23 protein-coding genes are annotated in these 20,086 nt (G+C 70.7%); 15 read left to right on the top strand and 8 right to left on the bottom strand.

Annotated features, from left to right (window positions below; genetic code table 11):
* The first annotated feature begins 17 nt into the window (after positions 1-17).
* The 11 genes from fliP to ACFZA2_RS02265 all read left to right on the top strand — a co-directional run bounded on the left by fliP (position 18) and on the right by ACFZA2_RS02265 (position 9,583).
* Positions 18-851, top strand: coding sequence for a flagellar type III secretion system pore protein FliP (fliP, locus tag ACFZA2_RS02315; protein ID WP_391400076.1), 834 nt, complete (start codon positions 18-20; stop codon positions 849-851).
* A complete protein-coding gene (gene fliQ, locus ACFZA2_RS02310) occupies positions 848-1,126 on the top strand; it encodes a flagellar biosynthesis protein FliQ (protein WP_391400073.1) in 279 nt (92 codons plus the stop codon). Before fliP ends, fliQ begins: the two co-directional genes overlap by 4 nt.
* Positions 1,123-1,884: a flagellar biosynthetic protein FliR gene (locus tag ACFZA2_RS02305; protein ID WP_391400070.1), complete on the top strand. Its 762-nt coding sequence runs from the start codon at positions 1,123-1,125 to the stop codon at positions 1,882-1,884. The genes fliQ and ACFZA2_RS02305 overlap by 4 nt, the downstream gene beginning before the upstream one ends.
* Positions 1,881-2,984, top strand: coding sequence for a flagellar biosynthesis protein FlhB (locus ACFZA2_RS02300; RefSeq protein WP_391400067.1), 1,104 nt, complete (start codon positions 1,881-1,883; stop codon positions 2,982-2,984). The genes ACFZA2_RS02305 and ACFZA2_RS02300 overlap by 4 nt, the downstream gene beginning before the upstream one ends.
* A gap of 88 nt (positions 2,985-3,072) precedes the next feature.
* Positions 3,073-5,133, top strand: a complete 2,061-nt coding sequence (locus tag ACFZA2_RS02295; protein WP_391400064.1) for a flagellar biosynthesis protein FlhA — start codon at positions 3,073-3,075, stop codon at positions 5,131-5,133.
* A 92-nt stretch (positions 5,134-5,225) separates the two neighbouring features.
* Positions 5,226-5,474, top strand: a complete 249-nt coding sequence (gene csrA / locus ACFZA2_RS02290) for a carbon storage regulator CsrA (protein WP_391400061.1) — start codon at positions 5,226-5,228, stop codon at positions 5,472-5,474.
* Between the two features lie 131 nt (positions 5,475-5,605).
* Entirely contained in the window at positions 5,606-6,088 is a 483-nt protein-coding gene (locus ACFZA2_RS02285) for a flagellar protein FlgN (RefSeq protein ID WP_391400058.1), read from the top strand.
* A 4-nt stretch (positions 6,089-6,092) separates the two neighbouring features.
* Complete coding sequence (gene flgK / locus ACFZA2_RS02280; RefSeq protein WP_391400056.1) at positions 6,093-7,499, top strand: flagellar hook-associated protein FlgK; 1,407 nt, start codon at positions 6,093-6,095, stop codon at positions 7,497-7,499.
* 13 nt (positions 7,500-7,512) lie between these two features.
* Entirely contained in the window at positions 7,513-8,400 is an 888-nt protein-coding gene (flgL, locus tag ACFZA2_RS02275; protein ID WP_391400053.1) for a flagellar hook-associated protein FlgL, read from the top strand.
* Positions 8,397-8,813: a flagellar assembly protein FliW gene (gene fliW, locus ACFZA2_RS02270; protein ID WP_315993241.1), complete on the top strand. Its 417-nt coding sequence runs from the start codon at positions 8,397-8,399 to the stop codon at positions 8,811-8,813. The genes flgL and fliW overlap by 4 nt, the downstream gene beginning before the upstream one ends.
* Before the next feature lie 431 nt (positions 8,814-9,244).
* Complete coding sequence (locus ACFZA2_RS02265) at positions 9,245-9,583, top strand: HU family DNA-binding protein (RefSeq protein WP_391400048.1); 339 nt, start codon at positions 9,245-9,247, stop codon at positions 9,581-9,583.
* A gap of 67 nt (positions 9,584-9,650) precedes the next feature.
* Here ACFZA2_RS02265 and ACFZA2_RS02260 read toward each other — a convergent pair whose 3' ends face one another.
* Entirely contained in the window at positions 9,651-10,736 is a 1,086-nt protein-coding gene (locus tag ACFZA2_RS02260; RefSeq protein WP_315993239.1) for an AAA family ATPase, read from the bottom strand.
* Positions 10,737-11,083: 347 nt separating this feature from the next.
* Between ACFZA2_RS02260 and ACFZA2_RS02255 the strand changes: the two genes are divergently transcribed.
* The 4 genes from ACFZA2_RS02255 to ACFZA2_RS02240 all read left to right on the top strand — a co-directional run bounded on the left by ACFZA2_RS02255 (position 11,084) and on the right by ACFZA2_RS02240 (position 13,566).
* Complete coding sequence (locus ACFZA2_RS02255) at positions 11,084-11,632, top strand: hypothetical protein (protein ID WP_391400044.1); 549 nt, start codon at positions 11,084-11,086, stop codon at positions 11,630-11,632.
* Between the two features lie 85 nt (positions 11,633-11,717).
* Positions 11,718-12,203 (top strand): phosphoribosyltransferase, encoded by a 486-nt coding sequence (locus ACFZA2_RS02250; protein ID WP_315993237.1) that lies wholly within the window; start codon positions 11,718-11,720, stop codon positions 12,201-12,203.
* Positions 12,200-12,886, top strand: a complete 687-nt coding sequence (locus ACFZA2_RS02245; protein ID WP_391400041.1) for a uracil-DNA glycosylase — start codon at positions 12,200-12,202, stop codon at positions 12,884-12,886. The genes ACFZA2_RS02250 and ACFZA2_RS02245 overlap by 4 nt, the downstream gene beginning before the upstream one ends.
* A gap of 68 nt (positions 12,887-12,954) precedes the next feature.
* Positions 12,955-13,566 carry an N-acetyltransferase family protein gene (locus ACFZA2_RS02240; protein ID WP_315993235.1) on the top strand — a complete coding sequence of 204 codons (612 nt, stop codon included), beginning with the start codon at positions 12,955-12,957 and terminating at the stop codon, positions 13,564-13,566.
* Positions 13,567-13,622: 56 nt separating this feature from the next.
* Here the strand turns inward: ACFZA2_RS02240 and ACFZA2_RS02235 are convergent, their stop codons facing one another.
* The 7 genes from ACFZA2_RS02235 to ACFZA2_RS02205 all read right to left on the bottom strand — a co-directional run bounded on the left by ACFZA2_RS02235 (position 13,623) and on the right by ACFZA2_RS02205 (position 20,067).
* Complete coding sequence (locus ACFZA2_RS02235) at positions 13,623-13,955, bottom strand: protealysin inhibitor emfourin (RefSeq protein ID WP_363392866.1); 333 nt, start codon at positions 13,953-13,955, stop codon at positions 13,623-13,625.
* Complete coding sequence (locus ACFZA2_RS02230) at positions 13,942-15,000, bottom strand: M4 family metallopeptidase (protein WP_391400036.1); 1,059 nt, start codon at positions 14,998-15,000, stop codon at positions 13,942-13,944. Before ACFZA2_RS02230 ends, ACFZA2_RS02235 begins: the two co-directional genes overlap by 14 nt.
* Positions 15,001-15,091: 91 nt before the next feature.
* Positions 15,092-15,883 (bottom strand): ATP-binding cassette domain-containing protein, encoded by a 792-nt coding sequence (locus ACFZA2_RS02225; protein WP_391400033.1) that lies wholly within the window; start codon positions 15,881-15,883, stop codon positions 15,092-15,094.
* A complete protein-coding gene (locus tag ACFZA2_RS02220) occupies positions 15,880-16,746 on the bottom strand; it encodes an ATP-binding cassette domain-containing protein (protein WP_391400030.1) in 867 nt (288 codons plus the stop codon). Before ACFZA2_RS02220 ends, ACFZA2_RS02225 begins: the two co-directional genes overlap by 4 nt.
* The gene (locus ACFZA2_RS02215) at positions 16,743-17,612 is read right to left on the bottom strand and encodes an ABC transporter permease (protein ID WP_391400027.1); all 870 of its coding nucleotides are present in this window, start codon (positions 17,610-17,612) and stop codon (positions 16,743-16,745) included. The genes ACFZA2_RS02220 and ACFZA2_RS02215 overlap by 4 nt, the downstream gene beginning before the upstream one ends.
* Complete coding sequence (locus tag ACFZA2_RS02210) at positions 17,609-18,559, bottom strand: ABC transporter permease (protein WP_391400024.1); 951 nt, start codon at positions 18,557-18,559, stop codon at positions 17,609-17,611. The genes ACFZA2_RS02215 and ACFZA2_RS02210 overlap by 4 nt, the downstream gene beginning before the upstream one ends.
* The gene (locus tag ACFZA2_RS02205; protein ID WP_391400021.1) at positions 18,556-20,067 is read right to left on the bottom strand and encodes an ABC transporter substrate-binding protein; all 1,512 of its coding nucleotides are present in this window, start codon (positions 20,065-20,067) and stop codon (positions 18,556-18,558) included. The genes ACFZA2_RS02210 and ACFZA2_RS02205 overlap by 4 nt, the downstream gene beginning before the upstream one ends.
* Positions 20,068-20,086: the final 19 nt, after the last annotated feature.

Genomic DNA, 20,086 nt, shown 5'->3' with positions numbered 1-20,086 from the left:
CTCGCGAAAGTGCCGTCGTGCCCGCATCCCCCTCCCGCGCCGTCGCGGTGCGCGTGGATCGCCGGGATCCGCGGCGACGGACGCGCGTCGCGGGGTGGGCGGCCGCGGGCGTCGCTGCGCTCGCGCTCGTCGGCGCGCTCGACCTGCTCACGGCGCACAGCGCGTCCGCCGCGACCGGGGAGTCCGGCGGCATCAGCATCAACGGGATCAACGGGTCGCCCTCCGACAGCATCACCACGCTGCTCGGCATCACGGTGCTCAGCGTCGCCCCGGCACTGCTGCTGATGATGACCAGCTTCACGAAGATCTTCGTCGTGCTCGCGCTCACCCGGAACGCGCTGTCGCTGCCGTCCATCCCGCCCAACCAGGTGCTCGCGGGCCTCAGTCTTTTCTTGACGCTGTTCATCATGTGGCCGGTGCTCGCCGACATCAATCAGCTGGCCGTCACGCCCTTCACCTCCGGGCAGATCGACTTCGGTCAGGCCTTCGACGCGGCCCAGCAGCCGCTGCGCACGTGGATGCTGCACTTCACGCGCGAAGAGGACATCGCCCTGATGCACCGCGCGGCGCAGATGGACAACCCGGCGGCGCCCGACAGCATCCCGCTGTACACGCTCATCCCGGCCTTCATGCTGAGCGAGCTGCGGGCGGCGTTCGTGATCGGCTTCATCGTCTTCATCCCGTTCCTGATCATCGACCTCGTCGTCTCGAGCGCCCTGATGTCGATGGGCATGATGATGCTCCCGCCGGTCATGATCTCGCTGCCGTTCAAGATCCTGCTGTTCCTCCTCGTCGACGGGTGGGGGCTGGTGATCACCTCGCTGGTGCAGTCGTATCGGGGTGCCGGATGAAGCCCGAGGCGGTCATGGACATCGGCCTGAGCGCCCTGATGCTCGCGGCGAAGCTGAGTGCGCCGCTGCTCATCACGGCGCTGGTCGTCGGCTTCGCGATCTCGCTGCTGCAGTCGATCACGCAGGTGCAGGAGATGACGATGTCGTTCGTGCCGAAGCTCATCGCCGTGGGCATCGCCCTGCTGGTGTGCGGCAACTGGATGATCGCCGAGAGCATCGCGTTCACGAACGACCTGTTCGCGCGGATCCCCTCGTTGCTGAACGGCGGCGGATGAACCTCGCGATCGACTTCGTGTGGCTCGAGGCCACGGCCCTGGCCATCGTGCGCATCACGGCGTTCCTGGTCATCGCTCCGCCCTTCAGCCACGGGGCGATCCCGCTGCGCATCCGCGCCATGCTCGGCGTCGGCCTGGGCCTGGCCGTCTCACCCGTCGTCGTCGCCGGCTATCAGCGCCTCGACACCGGCGGGTTCCTGCTCGCGCTCGCCGGTCAGGTGCTCGTGGGCAGCCTGCTCGGCTTCCTCGTGCTCGTGCTCTTCAGCGCGGTGCAGAGCGCCGGCTTCCTCGTCGACACCTTCGGCGGCTTCCAGCTCGCCCAGGCTTACGACCCCGGGATGAACGTCAACGGCGCCCAGTTCACGCGCCTGTTCCAGATGACGGCGATCCTGCTGCTCTTCGCCTCCAACGGCTATCAGCTCGTGCTCGGCGGTCTGTTCCGCTCGTTCGACGCCGTCTCCGTCGCCGGGACCATCGACCTCGGACGACCCGCCGAGGTGCTCACCGACGCGGTCGGGCAGATGCTCGTCAGCGCCGTGCAGATCGCCGGCCCGCTGCTGATCGTGCTGTTCCTCGCGGACGTGGGCCTCGGGCTCGTCTCCCGCGTCGCACCGGCGCTGAACGCGTTCGCCCTCGGCTTCCCCATCAAGATCGCGCTGACCCTGCTGCTGGTCGGATTCGTCTTCACCGCCCTGCCGGCCATCGTCTCCTCGCTCGCGGGCGACGCCGCGCAGGTGCTGATCGGGGTGACGCGATGAGCGGGACCGATACGGGGGAGCGCACCGAGAAGGCGACCCCGGAGCGCCTGCGCAAGGCGATCCGCAAGGGGCAGATCGGCCGGAGCCAGGACTTCACGGCGTGGGTGTGCATCGGCGCCGCGGGCGTGATGATCCCGTCCACGGTGGATGCCGCGTCCCGAGCCGTGTCTGAGCCCCTGGCGGCCCTCGCGTCGGTGGCGCGCGACCCGGATCCCGCGCGGGCGATCGAGGCGATCGGCGCCGCCGTCAGCACGGTCGGCGAGGTACTCGCCCCGCTGCTCGTCGTGGTGCTCGTGGCCACGACCGCCACGGCCATCGCGCAGGGCGGCATCCGCCTGCGCGGCATCCCGGCGCGCGTCGAGCAGTTCGACATCGTGGCGGGACTGAAACGCATCGTGGGCAAGGCAGCGCTGTGGGAGGGCGCGAAGGCGCTGCTGAAGACGGCCGCCATCGGCGCCGCCCTGTGGATCGTCGTCGCCGGCCTCGTCCCCGTGCTGATGGGCAGCGGTCGTCACACCGTCGGCTGGCTTCTGGAGCTGGCCGGCGGGGGAGTGGCGACCCTGTTGCAGGTCGCGGTGGCCGTGGGCCTGCTCCTCGCCGCGATCGACGTCTTCGTGGTGATGAAGCGCAACCGCCAGCACACGCGCATGACGAAGCAGGAAGCGCGCGACGAGCACAAGAAGAGCGAGGGCGACCCGCTCATCAAGTCGCAGCGTCGAGCGCGTCAGATGGCGGTGAGCCGCAACCGCATGATCGCGGCCGTCGCCGACAGCGACGTCGTGCTGCTGAATCCGACGCACATCGCCGTGGCCCTGCGCTACGAGCCGGGCCGGTCGGCCCCGCGCGTGGTCGCGAAGGGCGCCGGGGTCATCGCGCAGAAGATCCGCGAGCGCGCCGAGAGCGCGAAGGTGCCGATGGTGCGCGATGTCGCGCTCGCGCGGGCGCTGCACGCGGCGGTGGACGTGGGGCACGAGATCCCCGAGCACCTCTACACCGCGGTCGCGCAGGTGCTCGCCTTCGTGCAGCAGCTGCACAAGAGGGGGGCGCGGGCGGGAACGCACACCATGCCCCCCGCGGCCCTCGTCGGGCGCGAGCTGTGACCGCGCGCCCCGAGGCCGCGCGCCGAGCGACCGCGCGCCCGGCGACGAACCGACCCGGCCACGGGAACACCACGAGAGAGCGGGAATCATGATCGGTGGAGTGCTGTCGAAGGGCGCCGTCCCCCTCGGCGTCGTGGGGATCATCCTGCTGCTGATCGTGCCGATCCCGGCGGCGCTGCTCGACGTGCTCATCGTGTCGAACATCGCCTTCGCGCTGCTGATCCTGCTCACGGCGATGTTCGTGAAGAAGCCGCTCGACTTCTCCGTCTTCCCGAGCCTGCTGCTGGTGGCGACCCTGTTCCGGCTCGGTCTGAACGTGGCGTCCACGCGCCTGATCCTGGGCGAGGCGCACGCCGGCCAGGTCATCGCGGCGTTCGGTCAGATCACGATCAGCGGTTCGTTGGTCATCGGTGCGGTCATCTTCCTCATCCTGGCCGTCATCCAGTTCGTCGTCGTCACCAAGGGCGCGGAGCGCGTCGCGGAGGTCGGCGCCCGCTTCACCCTGGATGCCATGCCGGGCAAGCAGATGGCCATCGACGCCGACCTGAACGCGGGCCTCATCACCGACGAGGAGGCCCGCCGCCGGCGCGCCGAGGTCGCCGCCGAGTCGGACTTCTACGGCGCGATGGACGGAGCCAGCAAGTTCGTCAAGGGCGACGCGATCGCCGGCATCGTCATCCTGATCATCAACTTCGCCGGCGGCATCGTCATCGGCATGACCATGCACGGCATGAGCATCGACAAGGCGCTCGAGACGTACAGCCTGCTGACGATCGGCGACGGGCTCGTCACCCAGATCCCGGCCCTGCTGATGGCCGTGTCGACGGGCATGATCGTCACGCGCGAGAACGCCGAGGCCGAGCTCGGCCGGGCCGCGGGGCGCCAGCTGCTCCAGTCGCGCAACGCGCTCATCATCACGGCGATCGCGGCGCTGGGGATGGGGCTCATCCCGGGGATGCCCTTCCTGGCCTTCCTCGCGATCGGTGCGGTCCTGCTCTTCGCGGCGTCGCGCGTGAAGGCGAACGCGGATCGGGCCGCGGCCGACGAGGCCGACGCGCAGGCGCAGCTCGCCGTCGAGGCCGCGGCGGAGCGGCCGGACGACCTCATGGACACGATGCGCGTCCACGCGCTGGAGATCTCGCTCGCCCCCGACATCGTCGACCTGGCCGCGGGAGGGCAGGGCGACCTGCTCACCCGGGTGAAGGCGCTTCGGCGCAAGGTCGCCCTCGAGCTCGGCGCCCTCATGCCGCCGGTGCGCACGCGCGACAACGTCGAGCTGCCGTCCGAGACCTACGCGATCCTCGTCGCCGGCGTCGAGGCGGGCCGCGGGATCGTGCCCCGCGGGCACGTGCTGGCCCTCGGGACGGGACTGGAGGGCCTTCCCGGGACGGCGGTGGTCGACCCGGTGTTCGGCCTCGAGGGCAAGTGGGTGCGCACGGAGATGTCGCACGCGGCCGACCTGGCCGGGGCGACGGTCATCGACCGATCCAGCGTCATCATCACCCACCTCTCCGACATCGTGCACGCGCACGCGCACCGGCTGCTCTCGCTCGAGGACGTGCGTCAGCTCACCGAGCACCTGAAGCAGACGAACCCCGCAGCCGTCGAGGAGCTCACCCCGACCCTCCTTCCCCTCGCCGTGGTGCACCGGGTGCTCGCGAGCCTCCTCGCCGAGCGCGTGTCGATCAACGACCTCGGACGCATCTACGAGGCCCTCGCCCTCCGCGCGAAATCGTCGACCGAGATCCCCTCCCTCGTCGAGGCCGCCCGCAGCGCCCTCGGCCCGGCGATCGCCGCGCGCTTCGCCCGCGAAGGGCGCCTGCGCGTCGTCATGTTCGACCCCGTGCTCGAGCAGCAGATGCTCGAGGGGCTCCGGCAGGTCGAGGGGCGTCCGCAGATCGTGCTGAGCGCCGAGGCGACGATGCAGCTGCTCGAGGGCATCCGCCGCACCGTCGGCGAGCTCGACCCCGCGGGCGCGGAGCCGATCCTGGTGTGCGCGCCGTCGCTGCGCCAGGGGGTGCGCGCCCTCGTGTCGGGGCAGGTCGCGGGGATGCCGATCCTGTCGTACGACGAAGCCGCGATCGGCGGTTTCGCGACCGACGTCGTCGGCGTCGTGCGCCTCGAGCAGGTCGCCATCGGCTCCGTGTGAGGTGCTGGATCCGCTCGTCATCGAGCGGAAAAGGTATATTCGTCGGCAGGACGGCGCTCCGCGCAGAAGCCAGGGAAGGCGGTCACTCCGACATGCTCGTACTCACACGACGACCCAACGAGAGCATCATGATCGGCGACGACGTGACGGTCACCGTGCTGGGGGTGACGGCGACGGGCGTGCGCATCGGCATCGACGCTCCCCGCGACACCCGCATCCACCGCAGCGAGATCGTGGTCGCCGTCGGCACCGAGAACCACGACGCCCTGAGAGCGGCCCGTTCCGACGACGCGCAGAACGCTCTGCTGACGGCGCTTCGCGCGTCGACGCCGGCCGAGTAGGCCGCGCGCCCGCGGGCCGTCGCGGCACGGGCCCCCGCCGGGGCGGGTTACTGGGGCGTCGCCGCGTCGCGATAGTGGCTGTCGTGACGGGTGGACCTGTCACGACGACTCGACCCGAACGAGGAGACCCCGTGGCCGCCACCGACCTGAGCATGCAGCTGCTGCGTCAGCGCGAACTGCTCGAGCTCATGCTGTTCAAGCTCGAGGAGCTCGAGATGCTCGTCACGACCGGGCGCACGCGCTGGGTGCAGCACGCCACGACCGAGGTCGAGCGCGTCGCGAAGGCCCTCGCCTCGGGGGCGATCCTGCGCGACACGATGTTCGTCGACGTCGCGACGGAGTGGGGCGCTCCGGAGGCGACCACGCTGCGCGAGCTCGTCGAGATCGCGCCGACCGAGGCGTGGCGCGAGGTCATGGGCTCCCACCACGCGGTGATGACCGGGCTCGCCGACGAGATCGCCCAGAAGAGGAACACCGTCAATCAGCACTTGCGCACGGCGCTGCGCGTGACGCAGGACACGATCGCCGGGCTGGGTGAACCCACCGGCGAGTACGCCGCGAGCGGGGCGCTCGTCGGCGGTGGCGGATCGCGTCTCCTCGACGTGCAGGTCTGAGCGCATGTCGACCTTCGCCGGACTCCAGGTCGCCGCGTCGGGCCTCGCCGCCGCGCGCGCCGGCATGACCGTCACCGGGCAGAACATCGCCAACGAGACCACCACCGGGTACACCCGCCAGCGCCTCGAGCAGACCTCGGTCGCGCCCGCCGGCACCGTCGCGGCGTGGGGATCGGGCCTGAACGTCGGCGGCGGCGTCGCGGTGACGGGCGTGGCGCGGCTGGGCGACGAGGTGCTGGACGCCCGCGTGCGCGATGCGCTGTCGGCATCCGGGTTCTGGTCGACGCGCGCCGCCGCTGCGAGCGCGGCGGAGGCCGTGCTCGCCGAGCCGACGAAAGACGGTCTCGCCGCGAACCTCAACCGATTCTGGGCGGGCTGGGCCGATCTGGCGAACACCCCCGAGCCCGCCGCCGCGCAGGTGGTGCTGACCAACGCCTCGGTGCTGGCCGCGCAGATCGCCTCGGGCTACGACAGTGTGGTGGGGCAGTGGAGCGACCTGCGCGCTCAGGTCGATCGGCAGATCGCCGACGTCAACGTCACGGCGGCCCAGGTCGCGACCCTGAACGGGCAGATCCGCACGGCGCTGCAGTCGGGGCGCTCGGCCAACGAACTCATCGACCAGCGCAACGTGCTGGCGCAGCAGCTGTCCACCGTCGTGGGGGCCACCGGACGGCTCGAGGACGACGGCACGATGACCCTCCGCCTCGACGGCAACGCGCTGGTCGCGGGCGATTCCAGCCGCGCCCTGGCCGTTGCGGGACCGCGCGAGATGACCGATCCCACGCGCCTCTCGATCTCCTGGACCGACCGTCCCGACGTCCCCGTCGCCGTGACCGGCGGGTCGGTCGGAGGTGCGCTGAGCGTCCTCGCACCGGCATCCGAGGGGGGCACGCTGGCGGCGGTCGCCGACGCGTACAACGCCGTCGCGACCTCGCTCGCGACCGCGGTCAACGGCATCCATCGCTCCGGTCAGACCGCGACGGGCGCCGCCGGTGGGGATTTCTTCTCGGTGGATGCCACGGGTCCGGCCGCACGCGGACTGCGGGTCGTGCCGACGGGGCTCGACCAGCTCGCCCTCGCGGCACCGGGAGCGGGTGCGCGGGACACCTCGATCGCCGATCGCCTCTCGGTGCTCGGAACCTCTCCCACCGGTCCGTCGGCGACGTGGTCGAGCTTCGTGACGGGGTACGGCGTGGCGGTCGGGGGAGACGTGCAGCGCGCTGACACGGCGGATCGCAGCGCGATCGCGGCGATCAGCGGGCAGCAGTCGCAGGCCTCGGTCGACGGCGACGAAGAGACCATCGACCTCCTGAAGTACCAGACCGCGTATCAGGCGGCGGCCCGCGTGCTGACCGCGGTGGACGAGGCCCTCGACCTGCTCATCAACCGCGTCGGCCTCGTGGGCCGCTGACCCCGGAGTGGCCATGATCGGACGCATCACCAGCAGCACCGTCAATCAGCAGGCGCTGCGCACCCTGCAGGCGGGCCTCGCCGACCGGGCGCGGCTGCAGGATCAGGCGACCTCGCAGCGCGCCATCCGCACCTCCAGCGACGATCCGGCGGCCGCCGCCGCGATTCTGGGGGTGCACGGCGAGCAGGCGCGCACGTCGCAGTACGCTCGCAACATCAGCGACGGTCTCGCCTGGGTGACCACCGCCGACACGGCGCTGGGAGCGAGCATCGACCTGCTCAACCGCGCGCGCGACCTCACCGCCCAGGGCGCCAACTCGGGCGCGTTGAGCGCGTCGGCCCGGGAATCGATCGCCGCCGAACTCGACAGTCTCAGCACCGAGCTGCTGTCGCAGGCGAACACGACGGTGCTCGGACGTACGGTCTTCGCGGGGACGGACGACAGCGGCTCGGCCTTCGACCCGGCGACCTTCGCATTCTCGGGCACGAGCGGTGCGGGGGTCCAGCGGCGCCTCTCCGACGGCGAGCAGGTGCGTGTCGACCTCGACGGCGCGCAGGTGTTCGGCGAGGGTGCCGACAGCGTCTTCGCGGCTCTGCGGGCGATCGCCGCCGATCTGCGCGCGGGCGAGGAGGTCGGACCGCGACTGGCCACGATCGACGCGCACCTGAAGGAGCTGGCGACGGCGCGGGGTGTCGCCGGGGCCCGCCAGGCCCAGATCGAGAGGGCGTCGGCGGCGAACACCAGCGTCGCCGTCGACCTCGAGGCGCGCCGCGCCGAGGTCGAGAACGTCGACACCCTCGAGGTGTACATCGCCCTGCAATCCGCCGAGCTCGTGTATCAATCCGCCCTGCAGGTGACCGCGAAGACCCTGCAGACCAACCTCCTGGAGTTCCTGCGATGACCACCTCCCCGACGACCGCCCCCGGGACCACCGCCGAGCTCGGCGATCTCGACGTGGAGTTCGCGGCATCCCTTCCGGGGCTCGGCCCGCTCACCTCTTTCCGTCTCGCGCGCATCGAGGGCGCCCGGGGGCTGTACTCGCTGCGCTCGAGGGGCGACGAGGTGCGGCTGTTCCTCGTCGACCCCGCGACCGTGGTCGCGGACTATCGCCCGCGCATCACCGCCGGGATGCGCGGAGAGGTCGGCGCCGACGAGGATGCCGTCCGCCTGTTCGTCGTGGCCAACCCCTCGGAGGAGGGGGTGTTCGTGAACCTGCGTGCGCCCGTCCTCATCAACGCGCGGACGGGATCGGCGGCGCAGCTGATCTTCGAGGACACGTCGTACCCTCTGCGCGCGCAGCTGGGGACGGCCTGACCGCCGGCGTACCCTGAGCCGCACGGGCGACCGCGGGGATCCGCGGCGGAACATCTCGCGCGGAAGGTGCTGCGAGGCGCTAAGATCATCACGAAAACGAGCAGAAAACCGACGAGCATCGCAACCCGAATGCGGTGTGCGCCCTCCCGAAGGGGCGCGGGTCGGAGTCAGCCCGCGGTGCGTGACCTCGGTTCCGAGGGGGCGTCGGCGGCGAGACCGGCAGTGCGCACGCGCCGCCGGAGCGTCCGTCGCGTCCGCGGAGACGGGCCACCTCAGCGGGCGACGACGCGTACCGCCGGCGTCTTCACCCGAAGGATCCGCTCACGCGTCGCAGCACGGTCTACCTGTCGCCCCCGTTCGGCAACCCCGATGCCGGTCGGAGGGTCGACACATACGCTCGTTCACGAGCAAGAGCATTGGATGGTGAAGATATGCCTGTCACGAGGTCCGACGAGCCCAAGGTGAGCAAGCGCGAGTTCGTCCAGCGGGTGTCCAAGCGCGCGGGTCTGTCCCTGCGGACGACCCAGCTCGCGTACGACGCGATCTTCGAGGAGATCCTCGAGCTGGTCAACGCGGGCAACCGCGTCACGCTGACCGGGTTCGGCAAGTTCTACGCACAGCCGCACAAGGGGCACGACGTCGTCCTGAACATCCGCGACGACGCCCACGCCCGCGGGCACGTCGACGATTACGCGGTACTGAAGTTCTCGGCGACGCGCGACGTCAACAAGAGGGTGACGGTTCCGCCCCGCTCCCGCGACGACTCGTAGCCCGCGCGGCGCGCATCCTCGACCCCACGCCGACGCGTGGGGGATCGCGCGAAGCGCGGTGTCGTGTTCAGCGATCGAACGAGTAGCTGACCTGGCCCACGAGGGTCAGAGTGATCCGCGCCGGAAGCTCGTCGGGCATCTCCTCGTCTTCGTCCATCGCGTCGATCGTGTGGACGGGGATCGAGATGCTGCCGTCGTCCTCGAAGACGACGTCGCGCGGGGCGAAGGAGAAGAACAGTGTGCGCTGGGTGCTGCGCAGTTCGATGGTGCGCTGCACATCGCTGCGCTCGTGCAGGTTGAGCACCGATTCGTCCGCCAGGATCGTGCCGTCGGGGTACTTCGCCTCGACGCGATAGGTGCTCGGTTCGATCGCCTTGATATTGAGGTCTTCGACGATCTCGGAGAACTTCGCCTCGGGGTGGTTCATCTCGAAGGCGATCGCCCGCAGATGGTCGTACGTCAGGTTCACCCGACGCGAGAACAGTGCGGCGTTCTCGACCTCCGAGGGCGCGGCGTGCGGGGCCTGGTCGGCGAGGTACTCCCGCACCTCGTCCGGGCCGGGGTAGTCGAAGCGCATGTGGTAGTGGAAGCGACCGGGCCGGTTGACGATGTAGTGGCTGACGTCCTGCACGTCGTTGACCGTCACGCAATAGATGCGTCGCACCGACGACATCCCGTCGAAGAGCGTCAGGAACTGATTCTGGCGGTTCGGCTCCGCGAGGTGACCGCGACCGGATGCGAAGACCTTTTCGAACTCGTCGAAGATGACGAGGCATTCGTCGAGGGTGTCGAGGAAGTCGACGATGCCGTCGGCATCCTCGGTGACGAGCACCACCGGCAGCTCCTGGGCGATCGCCCGTTCCGCCACCATGCGGAGGAACATCGACTTCCCCTGCCCCTTGTTCCCCGACAGCATCACGCCCAGGTTGCGGTCGAGTCGGGCGTAGGTGCGGAAGATCTTGTCGACCTTGGCTTCGCGCTGTCCGTACACCTTCTCCGCGCCGACGGCGAGATCCGCCGTGCGCACGAGGCTGAAGCCCTCTTTGCTGCTGAAGCGCACGCGATAGGTGCCGAGGGGAAGGCGATCGTGAGCCTTGACGGCGGAATCGTAGACGCGGACCTGACCGCCGGTCTCGATGTAGGTGCTGCTCACGTGGTCGTGCTCCTCTAGGGGGGAAGGGGCGTTCCGAAAGGGCTGTCAATACCCTAAGAATGAGATGAGTACTTTCTAATGTAAGCCCCGGAAGGCGTGCCGCAAGACCATTTGCGGTGAAGGAATGGGAGACGGGAGCGTTGCGGGGTCGGCTGAGCGCGGAGGGCGCGAAACGACTCGAAAAGGAGAGGAAACGCGGCGGGGGTGTGAGAGGGCCGGATGCGACGACCGGCGCCGCTCGCGGCCCTGCGGTGCCCGTGCGCGCAATGCCCGTGAAAGACGAAGAACGATGGATCGAATGACGAGGGGCGGCGATCGGATGACGCGCGACGACCCCTGGGGGCCACATGCACGGTGACGCCGATGTCGGGGCGATGGCGCTCCATCTCACCGTCCGGATCGATGAGCGACGGACCGAGCCGGAAGTCTGGCGTGCGGTCATCCGCTCCGGCGAAGAGTCCGGTGCGGGCGCGCGTGTCCTGACGGCCGCGACGCTCCACCGCGTCCACTACGCCGATCCATCGTGGGCCGAACAACTGCGCGAGGCCGTGCCGGACCTGTCGTCGATCGGGTCCGCGTTCGCCGATCGCGAGCTGATCTCGATGATCGACGAGTCCTCGCTGTTCACCGACAGCCTGTGCGTGATCTCCTCCGTCGACATCGACGCCGCCGCGGTCGGCTCGCTCGTGAGCCACGCGCTCGTCCGCGGCGTCGCCCGCGTCTTCGACGGAGACACGATCGCGATCCTCCTGACGGGGGCGTTTCCCGCCGCGATGGGCGGGCCGGTGGTCGACCCGGCTGAGGTAGCCGCCCGCCGCGCTCATTGGGCGAGTATCGGCTTCGTCGACATTCCCGGAACCGCGGCGATGCTGCTGCCCGTGGGCTCCCGACCGTGAGCAGCGCCCCCGCACCGCCGGCTCCGGGCGGGTGCGGGAGGCCGTGCGCTCTAGGGTGAGGGGAGACGATGAGAGGGGCCCGCGGGTGGCTGACGAACGCGAACGGTTGAGCTGGGACGATTTCGGGATCGCGACGAGGGACATCTCCCGCGCGATCGTCGCCGATGGATTCCACCCCGAGGTGGTCGTCGCCATCGCGCGCGGAGGTCTGCTGCCCGGCGGGGCGATCGCCTACGGCCTGGGCGTGAAGAACTGCGGTGCCCTGAACGTCGAGTTCTACACCGGTGTCGGCACGGTGCTGGATGCCCCCGAGGTGCTGCCTCCGGCGCTCGATCTGTCGTACCTCTCGGGGCGCCGTGTGCTGCTCGTCGACGACGTCGCCGACAGCGGCCGCACCCTCGATCTGGCCATCAAGCTGCTCGATCGTCACGGGGCCGAGGCGCGCTCAGCCGTCATCTACACCAAGCCGACGACCGTGGTGCAGCCCGATTACGCCTGGAAAGACACCTCGCTCTGGATCGACTTCCCGTGGTCGCACCAGGGATCGGTGCACGAAGAAGACGCCGCGTGACAGCGAAGTCGCTCGCCGAGCTCGCCGACGCGGGGCTCATCGACGCCTCGTGGGTCGAGCCCCTCGCCCCCGTCGCCGACGACATCGCGGCCCTGGGGGAGCGACTGCGCGCCGAGAAAGTGCCCTACCTCCCGGCCGGTGAGCTCGTCCTCCGGGCCTTCCGCACCCCTCTCGATGCCGTGCGGGTGCTCATCGTGGGGCAGGACCCCTACCCGACGCCCGGCCACCCGATCGGGCTGTCGTTCGCGGTCGACCCGCACGTGCGGCCCCTCCCGCGGAGTCTGGCGAACATCTACCGAGAGCTGCACGACGACCTCGGCATCGCCCCCGCGCCGCACGGCGACCTCTCCGCCTGGTCGGCGCAGGGCGTGATGCTGTTGAACAGGGTGCTCACCGTGGCGCCCGGGCAGCCGGCATCCCACCGCGGGTGGGGGTGGGAGCGCGTGACCGAGCACGCCATCCGGGTGCTCGTCGCGCGCGATCAGCCCCTGGTCGCCGTGCTCTGGGGGAAGGATGCCACGAACCTGGCGCCGCTCCTCGGCGCGACGGCGACGGTGTCGTCACCGCACCCGTCACCGCTGTCGGCGAGCCGCGGCTTCTTCGGATCGCGCCCGTTCTCACAGGTGAACGCTCTGCTCGAGCAGCAGGGCGCGGATGCCGTGGACTGGCGGCTTCCGGCCTGACACCCCCGCGCCCCGCGGGACGGATGGCGGACACACGCCCGAAACCGCCGCGCCCGTAGAGTGGCGGGGTGCTGGAAGAGGAGTACGAGAAGAGCCGTCGGCGTCTGCCCGCGCACCTGCGCCGCGCGCCCGAGCCGGAGAGGCCGTTCTCGTTCGAGATCCGCCCGGCCACCGAGGCCGACATCCCCGACATCCGCGAGATCTACAACTACTACGTGCGCAATTCCGTCGTGACCTTCGACGAGAAGGCCTGGACGATCGCCAAGTGGCGCGACAAGTTCGCCACCCTGCACAAGCTGGGCCTGCCCTTTCTCGTGGCGCAGTCGCCCAGCGGCCAGATCCTCGGCTACGCGCTCGTGCAACCGTGGCAGTCCAAGTCGGCCTACCGCTACACGGTCGAGAACTCGATCTACCTCGGGCAGGCCGCGGCGGGCAAAGGGCTGGGGCGAGCGCTGCTCGAGGCACTGATCGCCGCGTGCCAGGACCTCGGCATCCGCGAGATGGTCGCCGCCATCAGCGACAAGGGCGCCGACGCGTCGATCGCCCTGCACGAGAAGCTCGGCTTCACCGAGGTCGGGCGGATGGGGCGCGTGGGCTTCAAGTTCGGACGCTGGCTCGGCGTCGTCTACCTGCAGAAGAGCATCCCGTCGAAGAAGAAGCGGCGGAAGCTGTTCGGCTGAGCGGTCGGAATAACGCGATCGACCCGTCGCGTGCCCTCGGCCTACGCCGCCGAGGTTCAGGAATCTCGCGACGGAGGCGCCGCGGCCTGGCGCACCTCATCGACGAGCGCGCGCCACGGTCCCTCGATCTGCCCGTCGCCGAGGCGCGCGCGATGCACGGCGGTGTCGCCCCGGTGGACGTCGATGCGCCACTGATACCGGTCGGCGCCCGTCGACGGGGCCTCCGCGGCGTCCCACGGACAACGCTCCACGAGGTCCCGCCAGTGCGGGACACGTTCCGGTGCGGGTTCGGCGCGCCACTGCTTCGACAGCCCGGCGATGCCGCCCGACCGCACCACCACGACGACGAGACGCTCGTGCTCGGCGGTGTCGGCGTCAGGCTGCGGCATCCTTCACGACGCCGACCCCGGCCCATGCGGCTCGGACGGCGGCGACCTCCTCGGACTCCTCACCGTACTCCGTGGCGGCGGTGCGCAGTGTCGCCGAGGCGAAGGCGAGGAAATCGGCCGTGGGCGACAGCGCGCCGCCGGTGAGCGTGCGATACCAGATGAGCCCGGCGCGCTCCCAGGCGAAGCCGCCGAGAGCCGTTGCGGCGAGGTAGAACGCGCGGTTGGGGATGCCGGAGTTGATGTGCACGCCCCCGTTGTCATCCTCGGTCTCGACGTAATCCCGCATGTGGCCCGGCTGCGGGTCTTTCCCGAGCACGTCGTCGTCGTATGCGGTGCCCGGGGCCTTCATCGATCGCAAGGCGTCGCCCTGCACCGCAGCGGCGAAGATGCCCGCGCCGATGAGCCAGGACGCCTCGTCGGCGCGTTGGCTCCGATGGTGCTGTTCGGCGAGGGCGCCGAACACATCGGACAGCGATTCATTCAAGGCTCCCGACTGCCCCTGGTACTCGAGTCCTCCGGCGGCCTCCGTGACCCCGTGCCCCAGCTCGTGGGCGATGACGCTGAGCGAGCGCGTGAAGCCGACGAACACGTCGCCGTCGCCGTCGCCGAAGACCATGCGCTCGCCGTTCCAGAACGCGTTGTCGTAGTCGTCGCCGTAGTGCACCGTGGCCAGCAGGGATCCGCCCGCCGCGTCGATGCCGTCGCGCGCGAACGCGTCCCAGAAGAAGTCGTAGGTCTCGCCGAGGCCGTCGTACGCCTCGTCGACGGCGCTGTCACCGGTGGGCGCGTCGTCTTCGCTGCGCACGCGACGCCCCGGCAGGTTCTCGGTGTTGGCGGCGTCGGAGATGACGCGATCGGGGGCGGGGCCGGTCTCGGCCACGAGGGCGTCGCCCTCGATCGACAGGCGCAGGCGCGTGCGCGTGGGGCGGGGCGGACGCGGCAGGGCGAGGGTCTTGCGCGCGGCGGCCGCCGCCCGCGCGAGGCGGGGGTCGTCGGTCTGCGCGAGGCGGTCGAGCAGGAACGGGGGGACGATACCGGGGGTCATGGGGCGAGGCTAACGCCGACCCCCGACATCGCGGCATCCCTTGCCCCTGACCTGTGAGCGGATTCTCACTCACGCGGACGGGGGAGGAGCCTCAGGCCGGCAGCGTCGGGATCGACGCGAGCAGCTGGCGGGTGTAGGCCGCCTGCGGCTGCAGCAGCACCTTCTCGGTGGGACCCTGCTCGACGATGTGCCCGTCCTTCATGACCACGACCTGATCGCAGACGCTCTGCACCACGCCGATGTCGTGCGAGACGAGCACGAGCGTCAGCTGCTCCTCGGCGCGCAGCCGCGCGATGAGACGCAGGATCTGCGCGCGCACGGTGACGTCGAGGGCGGACAGCGGCTCGTCGCCCACGAGGATGCGCGGACGATGCACGATCGCCCGCGCGAGGGCGATGCGCTGCCGCTGGCCTCCCGAGAACTCGTGCGGGAAGCGCGCCGACATGTCGGCGTCGAGGCCCACCTGCTCGAGCACGTCGCGAACGCGCTGCGAACGGTCGCCGTCGATGCCGAGCGCCCACAGTGGCTCGCCCACGATGCGCCCGACGTTCATGCGCGGGTCGAGGGAGGCGTACGGGTCTTGGAAGACGATGCCCGTCGCACGCCGCAGCCAGTGCAGCGAGCGCGCGGAGCCGCGGCCGTCGACGAGACGCCCCTCGACCTCGACGCTCCCGGCACTCGGCACGTCGAGACCCAGCAGCAGACGCACGAGGGTCGACTTGCCCGAGCCCGACTCGCCGATGATCCCCACCGCGGAGCCCGCCGTGACCGACAGATCGACGTCGGCGAGTCCCGCGATACGCTCGGTGCGACCGAAGCCGCGGGTGCGCGGCGCGAGGTAGTCGCGCGAGAGCCCGCGCGCCCGGATCACCGTGTCGCTCACCGTTCCGCCTCGCCATCGCTGCGGTCCGCCGCCGCCGAGATCTCGGCATCCGGTTCGTTCGACGCCGGAGCGCGTGAGACGGAGCGCTCCGGATGCCAGAGGGTCGCCGTCGCATCGCGCAGCAGCGCCTGCGTGATCGGCGACGACGGTGCGCGGAGCAGGTCGGTCACCGCGCCTTCCTCGACCACCCGCCCGCGCTCGAGCACGACGGCGTGGGTGGCGACCTGGGCCAGTACCGCCAGATCGTGCGTGATGAACACGAGCGACATGCCGGCATCCTGGACCAGGGTCCGAAGCAGCGACAGGATCCCGGCCTGGATGGTGACGTCGAGCGCGGTCGTCGGCTCGTCGGCGATCAGCAGGCGCGGGCGGCATGCGAGGGCCATGGCGATCGCGACGCGCTGGCGCTGTCCGCCCGACAGCTGGTGCGGGTAGCGCGAGACGAGCCGTTCCGGGTCGGGGAGGGCGACCCGCTCGGCTTCGACGACCGCACGGCGCAGGGCCTCGCGGCGGGAGACGCCCTCGTGGATGCGGACGGACTCGCCGATCTGGCGGCCGACGGTGCGGATCGGGTTGAGTGCCGTGCGCGGCTCCTGGAACACGATGCCGATGTCGTCGCCGCGCAGGGCCGCGAGCCGGGCGTCGGGCAGGTTCAGGATCTCGCGGTCGTCCCAGCGCACGCTGCCCGTCGCGCGCGCCGCCTCGGGCAGCAGGCCCAGGATCGCGAGGGCGGTGAGCGACTTGCCCGAACCGGATTCGCCGATGAGACCCACGCGGGCGCCGTCGGGGACGTCGAACGACACACCGTCCACGACGGCGTGCCCGCCGATCTCGACGCGCAGGTCTTTCACCGCGAGGCTCACGCGACCACCCCCGGAACGGGCGTCCGCGCCGACGGCGTCCGCTCGGCGAGGGTGGGGTCGGCGGCCTCGCGCAGAGCGTCGCCGAGCAGGTTGAGTCCGAGCACGGTGAGGGTGATCGCCACTCCCGGCCACACGACCGTGAGGGGGTGCACGGCGATGTACGCCTGCAGGTCGCTCAGCAGCACGCCCCACGACGGCTGCGTCACGGGGGCGCCGAAGCCGAGGTACGACAGGCCCGCCTCCGCGAGCACGGCCACCGCCATCGCCCACGACAACTGCACAATGAACACCGGGGCCACGTTCGGCAGCAGGTGACGGGTGAGGTTCTGCCACGTCGACAGCCCGCTCGCCCGCCCGGCGAGCACGAAGTCGCTGTGCAGCACCCTCCGCAGCTCGGGGCGCGTGACGCGGGCGACGTTGACGCCGAACCCGATGCCCACCGACCAGATGACGACCGCGAGCGACCCGCCCCAGACCGCGGAGATCATCATCGCGATGATCAGCACGGGGAAGGCCACGAGGATGTCGACCAGAACCGCGACGCTCTCGCGGACCCATCGGGCGGTGAGCGCACCGAGCGCCGCCAGGGCGATGCCGAGGAGCGACGCCACGATCCCCGCGCCGACCGCGACGACGACCGTCGTGCGGGCTCCGGCCATGAGGAGGCTGGCGATGTCGCGTCCGCTGTTGTCGGTGCCGAGCACGTGCGGCCAGGAGGGGTCGGCCCACCGGTTGCGCGCATCGACCGCCCCCGGGTCGAACGGGGTCCACACGAGCGAGATCAGCGCGACCACGACGACCAGGCCCGCCACGAGGATGCCGAACCGGCCGGTCCCCAGCGCGAAGAGGCGTTTCAGGGTGCTCATGCGGCCTCCCGTTGGCGGGGGTCGATCAGACGGTGCACGAGGTCGACGACGGCTCCCACGATCAGGACGACCGCCGTCAGGGCGAGCAGCTCGCCCTGCACCTTGGGCAGATCGCGCCCGGCGACGTCGGAGACGAGCATGCGGCCCACCCCGGGCAGCGTGAACAGCTGCTCGATGACGACGGCTCCCACGATGATGCCCGCGATCTGCAGACCGAGCACCGTGATGACCGAGAGGCCGACGTTGGGCAAACCGTGGCTCAGCAGCGCGCGCGTGCGGGTGAGCCCCTTGGCCGCGGCCGTGCGGACGTAGTCCTCGCCCAGCGCCTGCAGGGTCGCGCTCCGCACGAAGCGCAGCAGCATCGCCCCCTCGACGACGCCGATGGTCAGGGCGGGCAGGATCAGGGCGCGCACCGCCGCCCCCGGATCGTTCCACCCGACGCGCGGGAAGCCCTGCGGCGGCAGCCACCCGAGCCACACCGCGAAGACGACGACCAGCATCATCCCGGCCCACACCACCGGGACCGCGGCGAGGGCCTGAGCGCCGACGCTCAACGCGGTCCCCCCGGCCCGGCGACGGCCGAGCGCCGAGAGGACGCCGAACGGGATGCCGACGACGAGCGCCACCGTGAGCGACATCGCGGCGAGCGGGACGGTGACCTGCGCCTTGTCGAGCAGCTCGGTGGCCACCGGCGTCCCCGTGATCAGCGAGGTGCCCAGATCGCCGCGGAACAGGCCGCCGATCCACGCCGTGTACTGCTGCCACAGCGGCACGTTCAGGCCCAGGCTCTCACGCAGCGCCGCGATCTGGTCCGGGCTCGCCTGGGTGCCCCCGACCAGCTGCGCGACGTCGCCGGGGAGCACGCGGAGCGAGAGGAAGATCAGCACGCTGGCCACGGCCAGGCCCAGCACGAGCAGGCCCAGCCGTGTCAGCGTGTAGCGGATCACTCCGCCGCGACCGTCACGCCCGCCAACGGCAGACGCACATTGAGCGAGTTCTTCGGGAAGCCGGCGACGTCGTTCGCGACCGCGGTGCGCGGGGTCGACAGGAACAGCCAGTCGGCGGCATCCTCGTCATCCACGATGCGGGCGGCCTCGGCGAGCAGGTCGGAGGACTGCTGCTCGTCGGTGGTCGCGAGCGCCTGGGCGTAGAGGCTCTGCACCTCGGGGTTGTCGTAGCCGAAGTAGTACGAGGGGTTGGCCCAGTTGCCGAAGTCGCGCGCCTCGACGTGGCGCACGAAGCTCAGGTCGTAGTCGTGGTTCTGGTAGACGTCGGTCAGCCAGGTCGAGAAGTCCACCTGGTCGACCTTCAGCGTCACGCCCACGTCGGCGAACGACGACACCAGGAAGGTCGCGAGGGTGCCGGGGTAGACGTTGGGGATGGTCAGCGTCAGGTTCAGGTTCTCCGCACCGGCCTCGGCGAGCAGCTCGCGCGCGCGGTCAGGGTTGTACGAGATGCTGCCGGTGAGGTCTTCGTACCCCGGGTCGAGCGGGGGGATCGGTCCGTTCAGAGGCTGCGCCGTCACGAGCGTCTCGGCGAGGGCGTCGTGGTCGATCGCGAGACGCAGGGCCTCGCGGACGCGCTGATCGGTGAACGGGGCCTTGGCGTTGTTGAAGGCGAGGGTGCCCTTGTCGGTGGTCAGGCCCGACACGATCGAGAAGTTCCCGGTGCCCTCGATCTGGCTCTGCAGCTCCGGGTCGATCTCGAGCGCGACGTCGACGTCACCGCTGACGGCGGCGTTCGTGGCGGCGCTCTGATCGGGGATGTAGTCGAGTACGACCTCGGCGACGCCCGCCTTCTCCCCCCAGTAGTCGTCGAAACGGGTGAGGGTCAGGCTCTGCCCGGTGCTCCAGCTCTCGACGCGGAACGGCCCGGTGCCGTTGGCCGCGGTCTGGAAGTCCGTGGTGTCGCCGTTCTTGAAGATCAGCCCGGCGCGGCCGGTGAGTGCGAAGAGGAAGTCGATGTTCGGCTGCGCCAGCGTGACGACGACGGTCGTCGCGTCCGGCGAGGCGATGGAGGCGACTCCGGCGAGGTCGGCGCTGTTCTGGACGGTCGCGTCGTCCTTGGCCGTCTGCAGCGAGGTCACGACGTCGTCGGCGGTGAGCGCGCTCCCGTCGTGGAAGGTCACGCCCTCGCGGAGGGTGAAGGTGTAGGTGAGGCCGTCGGGGGAGACCTCCCAGGCCGTGGCGAGGGCGGGGACGATCGCGTTGTCCTGGTCGCCGTCACGGGTCACGAGACCCTGGTAGACGTTGTCGATCAGCGCCTGCTCCAACGACGCGCCGCTGGTGCGACGGATGTCGAGGTTCGACGGCTCCAGCGACAGGCGCACGGTGAGGGTCGCGTTGGGGTCGGGGTCGCCGACCGGTCCGGGCGAGGTGGTGGTGCCGGTGCACGAGGTGAGCAGAAGCGCTCCGATCAGGAGCGCGCTCGAGGCGAGGGCGGTGCGGCGCAGCATTGCGGGGTGTCCTTTCGCA

Source organism: Microbacterium sp. NPDC007973 (assembly GCF_042958465.1).
Taxonomy (GTDB): Bacteria; Actinomycetota; Actinomycetes; order Actinomycetales; family Microbacteriaceae; genus Microbacterium; species Microbacterium galbum.
This window is presented reverse-complemented; position numbering and strand designations above follow the sequence as displayed.